The organism is Pseudomonas arsenicoxydans (genome assembly GCF_900103875.1).
Classification (GTDB): Bacteria; Pseudomonadota; Gammaproteobacteria; order Pseudomonadales; family Pseudomonadaceae; genus Aquipseudomonas; species Aquipseudomonas arsenicoxydans.
Genome location: NZ_LT629705.1, coordinates 2,196,062 through 2,211,787, shown reverse-complemented (window position 1 = coordinate 2,211,787; position 15,726 = coordinate 2,196,062). Strand labels below are relative to the sequence as shown.

The following is a 15,726-nucleotide window of genomic DNA, read 5'->3' as shown; positions in this document are numbered from 1 at the left end:
CCGACCTGTTCGGGGGCGCGTGCGTTGAGGTATGGGTGCAGATTTGGACTAGGCCAATACCCCCAACTCCTTCGCCCGGGCAACTGCCTGCGTACGCCGTTCCACCCCAAGCTTGCTGTTGATATGACTCGCATGGGTCTTGACCGTGTGCAGCGAGATGAACAGCTGATCACTGATTTCCTGGTTCGAGCAACCTTGGGCGATCAGGCGTAGAACGGCCATTTCCCGTGCGCTGAGCTGTTCGGCCCCAGGTGGTGACTCCAAGGCCGGGCGAGCAGCTGTGGCCGGAAGTTTTTCAGTCAGGTTCTGCGACACCGCGGACGGAGCGCAGAGTTGCAATTGCCCGCGCAGCCAGTCCGGGTGTGCGGCCAAGAGTCCATCAAACGGTTGCAGGACGCCGCCGGCTGCCGCTTCCAGCGCCTGGACCAGCGCCTTGCGCGCTTCTGGTTCGCGTCCGCTCGCCAGCATCAAGGTTATTTTCTGCGTCAACGCCATCACGCTGAGCATTTGCCGTCCCGATGTCTGCCCCTGTTCAAGCAACGCATTCAAACGCCCTTCGGCCACCATCGGCTGTCCCTGAATCACTTCGAGCAAGGCTTGCTGCAATTCGATATGCAGTGGCAGTTGAGGATGGAATTCCGGCGGCGCGGCCGCGTGTTCACCGTTGTAAGTCTGGCCCAGCCGTGACAGCCAGGCTTCCGCCAGATCGGTGCGCCCCTGGGCCAGCCAGAGTTCGCATTTGACCAGCGTGATCATCGCCAGGTAGTAAATCGGCGGTACATCCCAGATGTGCATCAGGCGTTCGGCCTCGGCGAGTTCGGCGAAGGCTTTGGCGAATTCGCCGCTGCTGCCTTCGAGCCGGGCAATTACGCAGTGGCCGATCAATACGCTGATATCGCGACAGGCCCGCGCTTCACTCAACCCTGCTTGCAAACGCGCCCGCGCAGCTTGCGGTTGCAAGCGCACGGCCAATAGAAAACCTTCGTACAAGGTCAAGCGGGCACGCACGGCATAAAGCCTTTGTGGCGACAATCCTTGCAGACGTTGCAGGCCCTGACGCACTTCCTGCAACGAGCGCAGGATTTCCCCACGCGCTTGCAGCACGCGCGCGCGGTCGTAATGGGCCAGCGCTTCGAACAACGGGTTGCCGACTCGCTGCGCCAATTCCAGCGACTCGCGATTCAGGCTGCGGGCACGCCACAAATCGCCGTCGGCGATCGCCAGGTTGGACAGGGTCGAAAGGCACATCAGCCGTTGCCCGTAGCGCTTGGCCGGTAGACTCTCCAGCGCTTCGCTGCAATAGAGCAGCGTGAGTGCGCGATTGCCTCGCCCTCGGGCGATGATGCCGCTCAGGGCCAGCCATTGCGCCAACATGGACTTCTGCGCGGTGGCCGAAGGCGCTGGCAGGAAGCGACTCAAGTGGGCCGCCAGCTCCTCGGCAGCGTCCAGCTGACAGGCCAGCCCCAGCGCCCAGCTGTAGAGCACAATCAACCGCGGCGTGCTGATCAGCAGGCTGTCAGGCAAGTCCATTTTCCAGCGCAGCAACATGCCGACGTTCTGCTCGGCGAGCAATTGTTCTTCAGAAAGGTTTTGCACCAGGTTCGCCGCAACGTCCAGGTGCCCGGCGCGCAACGCCTGCTCCACCGCCTCATCGAGCAGCCCTTGCGCATTGAACCAGCGACAGGCGCGCAGATGCAGGCTGGCGGCCGGCACGATCGTCTGCGCGATGGGCCGGGTGCGCAGCAGGTCGGAAAACAGGTGGTGATAGCGATACCAGTGGCCGTGTTCATCCAGCGGCACCAGGAACACCTGGTGTGCCTGAAGGAAACGCAGGATATCGGCACTGTCATGGGCTTCGCGGATGGCGTCGCAGAGTTCGCTGCAAAAACGCTCCTGCGGCGCGGTGTCGTACAGAAATGACTGCACCTCGGCAGGCAGGCAATCGATGACTTCTTCGAGCAGGTAATCGCGAATCAGCCCTTCCCCACCGTGCAAAGACTGGGGCAACGCAGCGTCGGCACCCGCCTCGGAGGCCGCCAGCAGCCAGAAACGCAGGCCGGCGACCCAGCCTTCACTGCGCTGAATCAGATTTTCCAGGGCCTCGCCACGCAATGAACTGCTGTGTCGGTCGAGCAACGTCAGGGCTTCGTCGTGAGTCAGTCGAAGGTCCTGCTCATGTAACTCGAGCAGTTGGCGCGACAGGCGCAAACGCGCCAGGTGCCAGTCCGGACGTTGTCGACTGGTGACCATGACCAGCAAGCCGTCGGGCAAATGATTGAGGAAAAACTGCAGACAGCGATCGAGCACCGGGCCCTGGGCCAGATGGTAGTCATCCAGCACCAGCAACAAAGGCGTCATTGGCGAAAGGTGAATGGCCAGCTCATCAAGCAAACCGTCCAGCCATTCCTCAAAGGCGAACGGCTGATGACGTTGGCGCATTTTCAGCAGGCCCAGCGCCTGGCTGCCCAGTGTCGGAAAGTAATCCTGGAGACCTTCGAGCAAGCGCTCAAGGAAACGGCCAGGGTCGCTGTCACGAGGACTCAACCCCAGCCACAGGCTTTGCCAATGGGCCGGCAGCCCCTGACAGAACTCCACCGCCAATGAGCTCTTGCCGAACCCGGCGGGCGCACTGACCAGCAACAGCCTGCCACCAAGGCCCGCACTCAGGCGCTCGCACAGACGAGGCCGCAGCACATGGCCGTCGGGTAACGGGGGCCGGAAAAAGCGCCCGTCCAATGCCGCGACGGCAGCGCTTGCAGGGCCCGGGAGTGGGGACAGATCAGTCATGGCCGGCTCTTGTTTGAAATACGGATGGCGGCGTTGCAGATGTCCGCAGACTAGCGGTAAACGAAGAGGTAATGAAGGTTATTGCTACAAATGGCTACAAAAAGAATACAAGCAAAAGTGTCCGGCCTGCGATGTTGTTTTCCTGGCAAACCGAGGAGCCCCCATCGCGAGCAGGCTCGCTCCCACAGGTAAAGGGTTCTTCCATGAAAATACGGTCAATCGTGGGAGCGGACTTGCTCGCGAAGAGGCCATCAGGATCGCTACACATTTCACGGCACAAAAAAAACGCCCCGAACCAGTCGGGGCGTTTTTCGAGGATGCGGCCTCTGCTCAGTGCAGGTTAGCGAACCCCGTCCTGACGCAACGCAGCAGGTGTGAAATCGCTGGTGGTTGCGGTGAAGCCGAAGTCATATGCCGACTTCTCTTCGTTCTTCATGCCCAGTGCCAGGTAACGACCCGATTGCAGGTCGTACAAGGTTTCCAGGGTGTACCACGGCACTTGAACGTTGTAGTAGTTCTGGGAGTGGGCTTCCGCCACGCGCCACAGCTGATTACGACCGTCGTAGTGATCGATCACCGCTGCCTGCCAAGTGTCTTCGTCGATGTAGAAGTCACGCTTGGCGTAGATGTGACGCTGACCTTCCTTCAAGGTTGCCACCACATGCCAGACCCGGCGCAGCTCGTAGCGAGCCAGATCCTGGTTGATGTGGCCAGCCTTGATGATGTCGTCGTACTTGAGTTGCGGCGAATCGAGCTTGTAGCTGTCGGAGGCGATGTACATCTCTTTCTTGCCTTCGAGCTTCCAGTCGTAACGATCAGGCGCGCCGTTGTACATGTCCAGGTTGTCGGAGGTCCGCAGGCCATCCGCCGCGGTACCCGGTCCGTCATAGGACACTTGTGGTGCACGACGCACGCGACGTTGACCGGCGTTGTAGACCCACGCCGAACGCGGTTCTTTCACCTGGTCGAGGGTTTCGTGAACCAGCAGCACACCACCGGCCAGACGTGCCGGCGCAGTTACTTTCTGCTTGAAGTAGAACAGGATGTTGCCCGGGTTTTTCGGGTCGTAGTCCTTCATCTTGTCGCGGAACACGAACTGGTCCTGGAAGTACACCAGGCTGTACGAGCCGTTCGGCTGCGGCGTGGCCTGGGTCACCAGACGGGTCACGCTGCCACCGCGATAGCGGGTGATGTGGTTCCAGATGACTTCAACGCCGCTCTTTGGAATCGGGAACGGTACGGCGGTTTCGAAGTTTTCCAGACCGTTGCCGCCAGACACCAGGTTAGTGGCGGTGGCATTTTTCTTGATCGCGGCGAACACGTCATCCGGCACGGTCGCGCCGCGATGGGACGGGTAAACCGGCATCTTGAAGGTTTCCGGGTAGCGCTTGAACATCGCGTACTGACCCGGAGCGAGTTTGTCCTTGTACTGATCGACGTTTTTCGCAGTGATGGTAAACAGCGGTTTTTCACTGGCGTACGGGTCAGACAGGAAGCCTTTGCTGTCGACGGTGCCGGCGTTTTTCGCCATCGGCTTCCAGGCTGGAATCGAACCGTCGGCGTTGCCCGCCATCTCGGCCCCCATCGGGGTCAGGCTTTTGCCCAGCTTGTCCGCTTCGGCAGCAGGGACCGCCGCCATGACGCTGGTTGCCAACAACGAAAGCCCCAGAACACCGGCGTGGAACAGACTCTTTGTTATTTTCATATGTGTGTTCGTCCTGAAAAAACAGTGCTTAGAAGTTCACGCCGACGCTGAGCGCTACGAAATCGCGATCATCGACAGTGGTGTACTTGCCATCAAAGAAGTTGGTGTAGGCCAGACTCGCGGTGTAGGTGTTCTGGTACTCGGCATCGACGCCCAGGCTCACCGCTTTACGACCTTCCTCGAAGTTGCCGCCAGGGCCTGGCGAGTAACCGCTGACGTCGTGGGACCAAGCCACGTTCGGCTTGAGGTTCACACCGGCGAAAACGTCGTTGTATTCCCAGATCGCACGACCGCGATAGCCCCACGAAGTCGGCGTGGTGAAGCCTTCGTTGGTGCAGTTGCGGCTGCGGTTGTTCGTGGCAGCACCCGCGCCGGCACCGTTGATGGTGCTGGTATTGAGTGCAACGCAGGTGTCCAGAGCGCCGGAGGCCGGCAGCTCACCCGGACCGTAGACCGGATCGCGTCCATAACGAACGTCAGAGGTGCTCTCCAGCCCGCCGACATGGGTCACGCCCACTTCGCCCACCAGAGTAAGACGGCTGGCGCCCATGACTTGATCAAAGAAGTGCGTCAGGGTGGTCTGGAACTGGGTGACCTCTTTACGACGATAACCGTGCAGGTCGGTGCCTGGCGCCGCAGAGAGCAACGAAGCGTTGGTCAACGGATTGTTCGCATTGCCGTTGCCCAGAGGACGAATGCCAGCGAACAGAATGTCGGTGGAGTTCAACTGCACCGGCGCGTTCGGACGGTAGCTGATCTCACCGCTCCACGCCGTACCGGTAGGCAGGGTGGTGGAGAAGCTCAAACCGTAGAGGCGAATGTCTTCAGGGTATTCGATGAAGTACTTCGAGTTACCCGCGACCAGCAACGGCCCCAGCGCCTGGAACGGGCCTGGCAATGCCGCCACGCCGTTGTAGACCGACTGCGGCGCACCGGTGGCGCTGAAGATCGGCGCACGGCTGTGGTAGTTCATGAAGTAGGCACCGAATTCGGTGTCCAGCGGGTCGAACATGTACTTGAAGGAAGCGCCCCACTGGCCGCTGTCGCGCGCATCACGATCGCCGCCACGCTGGACCAGCACACCTTCTTCGTTGACGTCGACACCGTTGGCAGCCAACGGACCCAGCGCGATGGCCGGAATCGTCGAGCGCTTGTTCAGCACGCGCAGGTTGTTGTTGCAACCATCGGCAACGATGTCGGGCTGCGAAAAGAACGTGCCGCAGTTGTCGACGACGGTCTGGTCCCATTCCAGCTGGTAGAACGCTTCGGCCGACAGGTTCTCGGTCAGGCTCTGGGACACGTAGAACATGTTGACCGGGATCAGGCCTTCCTTGATCTCGGCACCCGGGCGACGGAATGCGGACACGTCGATAGGGTTGATCGAGTTGATGCCGCCGCCGATGAAGGTACTTTCACCCCAGCTCACAACCTGCTTGCCCAGACGCACGGAACCCGGCTGATCGGCAATGGAGTAGTTGTGGTAGACGAAGGCGTCGAGGATTTGCCCGCCGGAGGATTTGGCGCCTTCCTTGCGGCCGTCGTTGCTGACGTTCTTGAATTCCAGGTCTTCGTTTTGCAGCGCGAAGTCGTACCAGTATTTGCCCCGGACAAACACGCCGGTATCGCCATATTTCAATTCAAGGTCATGGATGCCCTTGAAGATCTTCGAAAAGGCTTGCCCGCTCTTGAAGTTCAGGTGGCCGTCATCGGAGGTCTGGGACAGGCCTTGCCCGCCGTTGTTCACGCCGATCAGGTTCTTGTTCGGCTGTTGGGTCGACACACTCATCCCCAGGGAGAGCGACGAGTCGAACTGACCTTCGATTTCACCAACGTTGAAACTGACGCCGAATGCAGGCCCGGCGAGCGAAGAGGCGAGACTGACCGCCAGGGGCAATTTCGCCCGGCGCCAGAACTTGTTTACTGATGTCATCGACGCTACTCCATGTGCATTATTGTTATGGCAGTTAGCACTTCTAAAAACGTTGAGGGTGACGGGGAGCCATGGCATCCCGAAGTCACTCCAAAATTGCATCGCCCCGTTTTGTGCGTTTGCTCCGTTCTTAAAAATCCTTGAGCGGACTATAGCCAGCAGGTAGTAGAGCTTGATCCCTCTAAAGTGTGATTTGCAGCTGCCGGCCACTCTGGAACAGTCCTTTCGCCAGTCCGACACATGTCGGCACGGCAAGGATGGCTGAAAATCCGAATTAAACAAGCCAAGCGCTTGCTTGGTGGGGCTGGCGTGCCCTTTCGGGCACGCCAGAAGACGCTTAAAGCGTCGAGAGGAAGGCGCTGTTGTTAGCCTGCCATTCGGTGATGTCGAGGCGGATACGCTTCTTGTCGAGCTTGCCGACACTGGTCTTGGGAATTTCAGTAACAAGGGCGATCTGGCTCGGGATCGCCCACTTGCTCAGGTGCCCCAATTCGACGAAAGGCTTGAGGTGTTCCTTGAGCTCCCTGGCCCCGATCTCATGCCCTTCGCGGATCACCAGCAGCGCAAACGGGCGTTCGCCCCACTGTGGATCAGCGATGCCAACCACTGCTACTTCGCGTACCGCCGCATGGCGGCTGATCAGGTCTTCAAGGTCCAGGGAGGAGATCCACTCGCCGCCGGTCTTGATCACGTCCTTGATCCGGTCGCGAATGTCGATCACGCCCATGCTATCCAGCGTTGCCACGTCGCCAGTGTGCAGCCAGCCCCCGGCCCAGAGCTCGGCGCCCTTCTGCGGTTCGTTGAAATAGCCCTCGGTGAGCCACGGCGCACGCAGCACCAGTTCGCCCTGGGTCTCGCCGTCGGCGGGCAGGAAGTTGCCGTCGGTGTCGACGATCGCCGCCTCCACCAACGGCCCCGGCACCCCCGCCTTGATGCGATACGTGGTGCGTTCGTCTTCGGTGCCGGCCATCAGTTCGTCATTGAGGTGAGCACACGATACCAACGGCCCGGTTTCCGACATGCCATACGCGGCAGTCAGCTGAATGCCCTTGGTCTTGGCCGCTTCGTACAGCGTACGGTTCAGCGCACTGCCGCCGATGACGATTTTCCAGCCGCCGAAATCGGTGCCTTGGGCTGCCTTGGAATTGAGGACCATTTGCAGGATGGTCGGCACGCAGTGGGAGAAGGTGACCTTTTCCTTGCGCCACAGCTCGACCAGGTACTCGGGGTCGTAACGGCCGGGATAAACCTGCTTGAGCCCAAGCATGGTCGCCACATACGGCAGGCCCCAGGCGTGCACGTGGAACATCGGGGTGATCGGCATGTAGACGTCGTTGGTGCCCAACAGGCGCACGCTGTCGATGGCGCCCATGATGGTCGACACGCCCATGGTGTGCAGCACCAGTTGCCGATGGGTGAAATACACGCCTTTGGGATTGCCGGTGGTGCCGGTGGTGTAGAAGGTGGTTGCGACCGAGTTCTCGTCGAAGTCCTGGAAGTCGTACTGCGCACTGGCAGCCGCCAGCAATTGCTCGTACTCGCCGACCAGGTTGGGCAGGTCGGCGGTTTTTTCCGGCAGGTCGGTCAGCAGCAGGGTTTTCTCCACCGTGGTCAGGTGCCCGGCAATTGCCTGGTACAGCCCGACGAACTCGCTGTTGACCAGCACGAAGCGGTCCTGGGCGTGGTTCATGGTGTAGAGGATCTGTTCCGGCGACAGGCGCACATTGATGGTGTGAATCACCGCACCGATCATCGGGATGGCAAACATGCATTCAAGATAACGATGGCTGTCCCAGTCCATCACCGCCACCGTATCACCGGCCTTGACCCCGGCCTCCGTCAGCACGTTGGCCAGCCGTGCAACCCGTTCGATCAGGGTTGGATAGCTGTAACGTAACTGGTCGCGGTAAATGATCTCGCGGGTTTTCTCGTAACGAGCGCCGGACATCAGCAGCCGCTTGATCAGCAGCGGATACTGGTAAGCGCCTTCGGCTGGGGGGATAACGCGAGTCTGCAACATAAGAATCCCTTTTCCTGACTGCACGGTGTTGGCTGTAGAGGTTAGTACTCTAAAACCCTTATACGCCGGCCAAATCAGCCAAAGGAATGATTTGCAGAGTCGTACAAATGCTAGCTTTGCGCCAGCACTTAACGACTCCCTACACCTGTAGGGGCGGTGTAGGAGCTGTCGAGTGAAACGAGGCTGCGATCTTTTGATCTTGTTCTTTAAAAATCAAAGTCAAAAGATCGCAGCCTCGTTTCACTCGACAGCTCCTACACCGGTTCAGCGGGAGATCAATGCATCTCGGTGAAGGCGAGTTTCACGCCGATGGCGATCAATACCACGCCCATGGTCCGGTCGAACCAGTGGCCCATTCGGGCGAAACCGGCACGAACGCGTTGCTGGCTGAACAACCGGGCCACCAGGCAGAACCAGACCGCTGTCGCCGCCGCGAGGTAAATTCCGTAGCCAGCCTGCACCGTCAAAGGCGTGTGCGGATTGATCACCACAGTGAACAGCGACAAAAAGAACAGCGTGGCTTTCGGGTTCAGCCCGTTGGTCACAAAACCCGAAGTGAAGGCGCCGCGCGCCGTGCGTTCGCCGGCTTCCTTGTGCAGGTCGTCAGCAGCGGGTTTGGCCGGTTGCGCCCGCAAGGCCTTGTAGCCGATGTACAACAGGTAAGCGGCGGCGGCCCATTTCAGGGCGTTGAACAACACGATCGACTGCGACACGATCAGGCCGATGCCCAGCAGCGAATACCCCACATGCAGGAAAATCGCCGTGCCGACGCCCAGCGCCGTCCAGGTGCCCGCGCGGCGGCCGTGGGTCACGCTCTCACGCACCACCACAGCGAAGTCCGGGCCAGGACTGGCCACGGCAAGCAAGTGAATCAGGGCAACGGTCAAGAACTCTGTCCAGTACATGAAGACTCCTTTGGACTAATTGATTTCACACAGTTAGCGCCCACTTCCACAGGTTTTGCGCTTGTCCTGTAATGCGTAACTGTATGTTTCATCTGATAGGCTCGGCAGATTACGCCTTCAGTTCAATGCACAAAAGGTACAGTTGATGACGAACTCTCGCCGCGCCGTTTTCCTCGACCATCCGTCCCTGGACCTGGGCGATCTCGATCTCAGCCCGTTGCGCGACTGCTTTGACGATTTGCAGCTGTTCGCCCAAACCGCACCGGAGCAGGTGATCGAACGCCTCAAGGGCGCCACCGTGGCCATCAGCAACAAAATCCTAATCGATGCCGCCGCCATTGCCGCCAGCCCCGAGCTGAAGCTCATTCTGATCACCGCCACCGGTACCAACAACGTCGATCTCGCGGCCGCTCGCGCTCATGGCATCACGGTCTGCAACTGCCAGGGGTACGGCACGCCATCGGTGGCGCAGCACACGATCATGTTGCTGCTCAACCTGGCGACACGCCTGGCCGACTATCAAAAAGCGGTGACTGAAGGTCGCTGGCAACAAGCGAAACAGTTCTGCCTACTGGATTACCCGATTGTCGAACTGGAAGGTAAAACCCTCGGCCTGCTCGGCCACGGCGAACTGGGCGGAGCGGTGGCGCGGCTGGCTGAAGCGTTCGGTATGCGCGTATTGCTGGGGCAGATCCCCGGCCGCCCTGCCCGACCGGATCGTTTGCCACTGGAAGAGCTGCTGCCACAAATCGATGCCCTGACCCTGCACTGCCCGCTCAACGAACACACCCGCCACTTCATCGGAGCCCGGGAGCTGGCGTCGATGAAACCTGGCGCCTTCGTGGTCAATACCGCTCGCGGCGGCTTGATCGATGAGCAGGCGCTGGCCGATGCCTTGCGCAACGGTCATCTGGGCGGCGCGGCCACTGACGTACTCAGCGTCGAGCCACCGACCCAAGGCAACCCCTTGCTGGCCCATGACATCCCACGGCTGATCGTCACGCCGCACAATGCCTGGGGCAGTCGCGAGGCGCGGCAGCGGATCGTCGGGCAGTTGACCGAAAACGCGCAGGGATTTTTCAGCGGTAAGGCGCTGCGGGTCGTCAGTTGATAGACTGCGGCACTTTTTTTCACAGGAGCAGTTATGGATCCGCGCAGTGAAGTACTGCTTCGTCAGGCCGAGTTATTCCAGGGTTCGGTGTTGTTGGCCGGTTTGCCCGCCGACGATCTGCTGGGTCGATTGCCCCAGGCCCACGGTTGGTGCTGGCATGCCGGCGATCAAGCAGCGCTGGACGCGCGTTTTCCAGGACGCAGCCATTTTGGTGTGAATGCACCTGAGCGTGAGTTCGAGACGGCGGTGGTGTTTCTGCCCAAGTCCAAGGACCTGACTGACTACATCCTCAACGCCCTCGCCTCGCGCCTGGCCGGTCGCGAACTGTACCTGGTGGGCGAAAAACGCAGCGGCATCGAAGGTGCGGCCAAACAACTGAACCCGTTCGGCAAACCGCGCAAACTCGACAGCGCACGACATTGCCAGCTGTGGCTGGTCACCGTGGCCAACGCGCCAGAAGCCAAGTCGCTGGAAAGTCTGGCTCAGACCTATGAGTTGCCGCTGGCCGAAGGCCCGCTGAAAGTCATCAGTCTGCCGGGCGTGTTCAGTCATGGTCGCCTCGATCGTGGCAGTGCATTGCTGCTGGAGCACCTGGACAAGTTGCCAAGCGGCCATTTGCTGGACTTCGGTTGTGGCGCGGGTGTGCTGGGCGCTGCGGTGAAGCGTCGTTATCCGCACAATCAGGTCACATTGCTCGACGTGGATGCGTTTGCCGCCGCCAGCAGTCGCCTGACATTGGCCGCCAATGGTCTGGAAGCAGAGGTAATTACTGGCGACGGTATCGACGCGGCGCCGATGGGTTTGAGCGCGATTTTGAGCAACCCACCGTTCCATGTCGGCGTCCACACCGATTACTTCGCTACCGAGAACTTGTTGCGAAAAGCAGCCAAACATCTGAAAAACGGTGGCGAACTGCGCCTGGTCGCGAACAGCTTCCTGAAGTATCAGCCACTGATCGAGGAGCACCTGGGCATCTGTGCTATCAAGGCTGAGGGTCAGGGTTTCAGAATCTATCGGGCCAAACGCGGCTAAGAAATTAGTGCTTGCCGAATGGATTCCGCCTAGGCAGAATCCGCCCCGTCCTAGGGGAGTAGTCTCCCACGAGCGCCATGCTCGTCCGGCATACGTCAACATACTTGGTCAACAGACCATGGCGTATGCGACCCAAGGGTCCGCACCATGCGGATCGCAGGGTTTGACAAGACCTATGACACGAACACCTTACCCGGGGCGGGAAGGCTGTACGTGTCATAGCCGTGTCGACCCGCCCCTTAGGAAAAAACCTGATGTTGGACTCTCTGCTCGTTCCCACCGCAATCGTTGCCTTGGCCGAAATCGGCGACAAGACGCAACTGCTCGCGCTCATTCTTGCTGCCCGCTTTCGCAAACCCTGGCCAATCATTGCCGGTATCGTTGCCGCGACCCTGGCCAACCATGCGGCAGCCGGCGCGGTAGGCGCCTGGTTCGGCAGCTTCTTCTCGAATGCGGTGTTGCACTGGATCCTGGCCGCCAGCTTCACGGCGACGGCGCTGTGGACCCTCGTACCGGACAAGATGGATGACGACGAAGGCAGCACGGCCCGCAAGTTCGGACCGTTCCTGACGACATTGATCGCGTTTTTCCTGGCCGAAATGGGCGACAAGACGCAAGTCGCCACCGTGATGCTCGCAGCGCAATACCCGGAACTGTGGCTGGTGATCATCGGCACCACGGCGGGCATGTTGATTGCCAACGTACCTGTGGTACTGGCGGGTAACTTTGCGGCGGACAAACTGCCGTTGACCCTGATCCGTCGCCTGGCGGCATCGGCGTTCTTCATCCTGGCGATTGTTGCGGTCTACAAGGCAATGCAGAGCAGCGGCTGGGTTTGACGCGGCCTCTTTGATCGTTCCCACGCTCTGCGTGGGAACGATCAAAGACTCAAGATTTCCTGGCTTTCTCGTACAACGGCATCACCTTCGGAATCGCCGCCTGCAACGAAGCAATCCGGCTGGACGAAGCCGGGTGAGTGCTCAAGAACTCGGGAGGCGCGCCTTCCGAGGCTTTACTCATCTTGTTCCACAGCGTGATCGCGGCGTTCGGGTTGTAACCGGCGCGGGCGGCCAGTTCGAGACCGATCAGGTCCGCTTCGTTTTCATTGGCGCGACTGTTGGGCAAGGTCATGCCGTATTCCGCCACGGTGTCCGCCAGGGCCAGGCTGTCCTGGCCCAGGCCGAACAACGCACCGGCGCCCTGCTTGGCCATCTCGATCCCGTATGCCTTGGACATTGCTTCACGGCCATGCTCGCGCAGGGCGTGGGCGATTTCATGGCCCAGGATCGCGGCGATTTCATCATCGGTGAGTTGCAGGCTGTCCATCAGCCCGGTGTAGAAAATGATCTTGCCGCCAGGCCCGCAGTTGGCGTTGAGCTCGTCGCTCTTGATCAGATTGACTTCCCATTTCCACTGTGCCGAATCCGGGCGAAAAACCGGAGCCTGGGCAATCAAGCGGTCCGCGATGGCCTGGATGCGTTTGGCGTCGTTACTGGTCTTGTCCAGCACGCCTTTGGTGTTCGCCTCGCCGACCGTCTTTTGATAAGACTGGGCGTACATCTGGTTGACCTCGTCGGTGGACAGCATGCTGAACATATATTGCTTACGTTCGACACCGACCGCGCCACCGCTGGTGGTATTGACCGACTGACAACCGGCGAGCAGCAGACTCGCGCTCAGCGCACACAAAACCAATCTCTTGTTCATCAAAAAACTCCCGGAAAACATGGCGCGTATCCTAGGCGTGGAATTGTATCGACGCCAGATACAACTAGAGCTGTAGACGCACATTTCAGACAAAGCTCTCATCGCCGTAGGAAAAAATTCACATTCCGACACCCGCCGCGCCCGATAACGCAGCGCAATGATTCATTTACGACATCAACCACTCCAAAACAGCCATTTTGCTGCCCCCCGCTCATGCCCACCAAGCCCCCTGCCGATACACCTTCGCAGATGTCCTCTTGCGTGCGGAGCACCCATGAAATTCAAGTCGATCCAGTTTTCCGTGGCAGCCCTCGCCGGCGCTATCGTTCTTAGCGTCGTGGCCGCGCTGGTGCTCTATGCCCTGTTTTCCGGCGCCCGGACGCAAGACATGGTGCAGGAGCGGACCCAAGCGCAATTTGAACAAGTCATCGAGCAGCGCCTGACGTCCCTGGCACAAACCCAGGTCAGCCAGATTCAGCGCGAACTTGAAGCGCCGCTGCTGATTGCCGGAGGCCTGGTAAGGGTCAATGCGTTGATCGGTACACCCGGCGCCGATGGCCAGCCGCAATTGAGCCTGAGCCGTGAGCAGCTGATCAGCCTGATCAAGGAAAACGTGGCCAAAAACCCGAAAATCCTCGGCACCTACATCGGCTGGGAAAAAGACGCGCTCGACCACAACGACGCCGCCTACGTCGGCACCAAGGTGGTGGGGATCGACGCCAGCAACGGGCGCTTCCTGCCATGGTGGTTCCGCAACGAAGACGGCAGCCTAGGCCTGGACAAACTGGTGGACGTCGACGACCAGAAAACCCTGTCCACCGGGGTACGCGCCAGCGAGTACTACCTGTGTTCCAAAGAAACCAGAAAGCCCTGCGTGATCAATCCGGCGCCCTACAAGGTCGGTGACAAGATCGTCATGCTCGCCTCCTTCATTGAACCGATCATGCTCAATGGCGCGTTCCAGGGCATTGTCGGCGCCGACCTGTCGGTGAACTTCATTCAGGAGATGCTTCTGGGCGCCAACCAGAAACTGTACGGCGGCTCAGGGGTGATGGCGCTGATTGGCGGCAACGGACGGATCGTTGCCTACACCAAGGACCCGAGCAAATTCGGCGAGAAAGTCAGCGACATCCTCGACAGCCAGCAGATTGCCAACATGGCCAATCTCAAGCGCGGCGAAGTGACCTACACCGTCGACAAAGCCCAGGGCCGAATCGAGTTGTACCTGCCGTTCGGCATCGGCCAGACCGATGCGCGCTGGACCCTGATGTTGCAACTGCCGCTGAATGCAGTGATGGCGGACCTGCAAAAACTTCAGGGCGACCTGGACGCCCAGCGCAAGTCCGACACCTTTGGCATGGCCATGGTAGGCCTGCTGATTGCCGGTATCGGCTTGCTGGTGATCTGGCTGGTGGGCCACGGCATTGCCCGTCCGCTCAAGCAAATGGTGGCGATGCTCGACGATATCGCCAAGGGTGAAGGCGACCTGACGCGCCGCCTGACCAGTGATCGCGCCGATGAATTGGGCTCGATCGCCAAAGGCTTCAACACCTTCCTGGCCAAGTTGCAGGCGATGATTACGCAAGTCGTGACCTCGGTGCAGAGCGTCAGCGATTCGTCGGAACACACCGCCGACATTGCCATCCGCACCAACATCGGCGTGCAGAAGCAAATGGCCGAGATCGATCAGGTGGCGACGGCGGTGCATGAAATGACCGCTACCGCGCAGGACGTGGCACGCAACGCGACCCAGGCCGCGCAAGCCGCCAGCCACGCCGATCAGGCAGCGGCGCAAGGCAAGCAAATCGTTCGGGATACCTCAAACTCCATTGGCGTGCTGGCGGTGGAAATCGGCAAGGCCGTTGGCGTGGTGCAAACCCTGGCCAAGGACAGCGAGAACATCAACGCGATCCTGACCGCCATTCGCGGGATTGCCGAGCAGACCAACCTGCTGGCCTTGAACGCGGCCATCGAAGCGGCACGGGCCGGTGAACAGGGTCGAGGTTTTGCAGTAGTAGCTGACGAAGTGCGCAACCTGGCGCAGAAGACCCAGAAGGCCACGGAAGAAATCCAGACCATGATCCAGCAGCTGCAGCAAGGCACGCGCGATGTGGTGCGGGTCATGGAGGACAGTCAGAACCGCACCGACGAAAGCGTGCAGCATGCGGCGAAAGCAGCCGAGGCGCTGGAGACGATTACTCAGGCGGTGTCGGTAATCAATGACATGAACACGCAAATTGCGAGTGCGGCCGAGGAACAGAGCGCGGTGGCAGATGACATCAACCGCAACGTGATCAACATCGGGCAAGTGGCCAATGAAGTGGCGGGTGGCGCGGATGAATCGAGCGCGGCAAGTGCGGATCTGACCAAGTTGGCCGAACAGCAGCGGCGGTTGATCAATCAGTTCAAGGTTTAAAGATTGCAGGAAGGTCCTGCGGACCTTATCGCGGGCAAGCCCGCTCCCACAGGGTTTATGAGCGCCACAGATCCCATGTGGGAGCGGGCTTGCCCGCGATGGCGTCAGCCCAG

General features: G+C 60.0%; 10 protein-coding genes, 1 pseudogene and 1 riboswitch. Of the genes and pseudogenes, 5 read left to right on the top strand and 6 right to left on the bottom strand.

Features of this window, described 5'->3' with window-relative positions:
* Window positions 1–48: 48 nt before the first annotated feature.
* The 5 genes from BLQ41_RS10150 to BLQ41_RS10130 all read right to left on the bottom strand — a co-directional run bounded on the left by BLQ41_RS10150 (window position 49) and on the right by BLQ41_RS10130 (window position 9,347).
* Complete coding sequence (locus BLQ41_RS10150; protein ID WP_090180204.1) at window positions 49–2,787, bottom strand: LuxR C-terminal-related transcriptional regulator; 2,739 nt, start codon at window positions 2,785–2,787, stop codon at window positions 49–51.
* Between the two features lie 340 nt (window positions 2,788–3,127).
* Window positions 3,128–4,492, bottom strand: coding sequence for a DUF1329 domain-containing protein (locus tag BLQ41_RS10145; RefSeq protein WP_090180202.1), 1,365 nt, complete (start codon window positions 4,490–4,492; stop codon window positions 3,128–3,130).
* Between the two features lie 28 nt (window positions 4,493–4,520).
* On the bottom strand, window positions 4,521–6,422 hold the full coding sequence (locus BLQ41_RS10140) for a DUF1302 domain-containing protein (protein ID WP_090180200.1): 1,902 nt from the start codon (window positions 6,420–6,422) through the stop codon (window positions 4,521–4,523).
* A 337-nt stretch (window positions 6,423–6,759) separates the two neighbouring features.
* A complete protein-coding gene (locus BLQ41_RS10135; protein ID WP_090180197.1) occupies window positions 6,760–8,442 on the bottom strand; it encodes a fatty acid--CoA ligase in 1,683 nt (560 codons plus the stop codon).
* Window positions 8,443–8,717: 275 nt separating this feature from the next.
* Complete coding sequence (locus BLQ41_RS10130; RefSeq protein WP_090180194.1) at window positions 8,718–9,347, bottom strand: LysE family translocator; 630 nt, start codon at window positions 9,345–9,347, stop codon at window positions 8,718–8,720.
* 145 nt (window positions 9,348–9,492) lie between these two features.
* Between BLQ41_RS10130 and BLQ41_RS10125 the strand changes: the two genes are divergently transcribed.
* The 3 genes from BLQ41_RS10125 (at window position 9,493) to BLQ41_RS10115 (ending at window position 12,329) form a co-directional block, all read left to right on the top strand.
* The gene (locus BLQ41_RS10125) at window positions 9,493–10,458 is read left to right on the top strand and encodes a 2-hydroxyacid dehydrogenase (RefSeq protein ID WP_090180192.1); all 966 of its coding nucleotides are present in this window, start codon (window positions 9,493–9,495) and stop codon (window positions 10,456–10,458) included.
* 33 nt (window positions 10,459–10,491) lie between these two features.
* Window positions 10,492–11,490: a class I SAM-dependent methyltransferase gene (locus BLQ41_RS10120; RefSeq protein ID WP_090180189.1), complete on the top strand. Its 999-nt coding sequence runs from the start codon at window positions 10,492–10,494 to the stop codon at window positions 11,488–11,490.
* 41 nt (window positions 11,491–11,531) lie between these two features.
* Window positions 11,532–11,655, top strand: a riboswitch (yybP-ykoY riboswitch).
* Between the two features lie 89 nt (window positions 11,656–11,744).
* Window positions 11,745–12,329 carry a TMEM165/GDT1 family protein gene (locus BLQ41_RS10115; protein WP_090180187.1) on the top strand — a complete coding sequence of 195 codons (585 nt, stop codon included), beginning with the start codon at window positions 11,745–11,747 and terminating at the stop codon, window positions 12,327–12,329.
* 49 nt (window positions 12,330–12,378) lie between these two features.
* On the opposite strand, the gene BLQ41_RS10110 is transcribed toward BLQ41_RS10115, so the two are convergent.
* On the bottom strand, window positions 12,379–13,197 hold the full coding sequence (locus BLQ41_RS10110) for a M48 family metallopeptidase (protein WP_090188454.1): 819 nt from the start codon (window positions 13,195–13,197) through the stop codon (window positions 12,379–12,381).
* 157 nt (window positions 13,198–13,354) lie between these two features.
* Between BLQ41_RS10110 and BLQ41_RS31370 the strand changes: the two are divergent.
* A pseudogene (locus BLQ41_RS31370) lies at window positions 13,355–14,758 on the top strand (HAMP domain-containing protein); the annotation flags it as partial.
* A 12-nt stretch (window positions 14,759–14,770) separates the two neighbouring features.
* A complete protein-coding gene (locus BLQ41_RS31365; RefSeq protein ID WP_408003508.1) occupies window positions 14,771–15,613 on the top strand; it encodes a methyl-accepting chemotaxis protein in 843 nt (280 codons plus the stop codon).
* Window positions 15,614–15,726 lie beyond the last annotated feature (113 nt).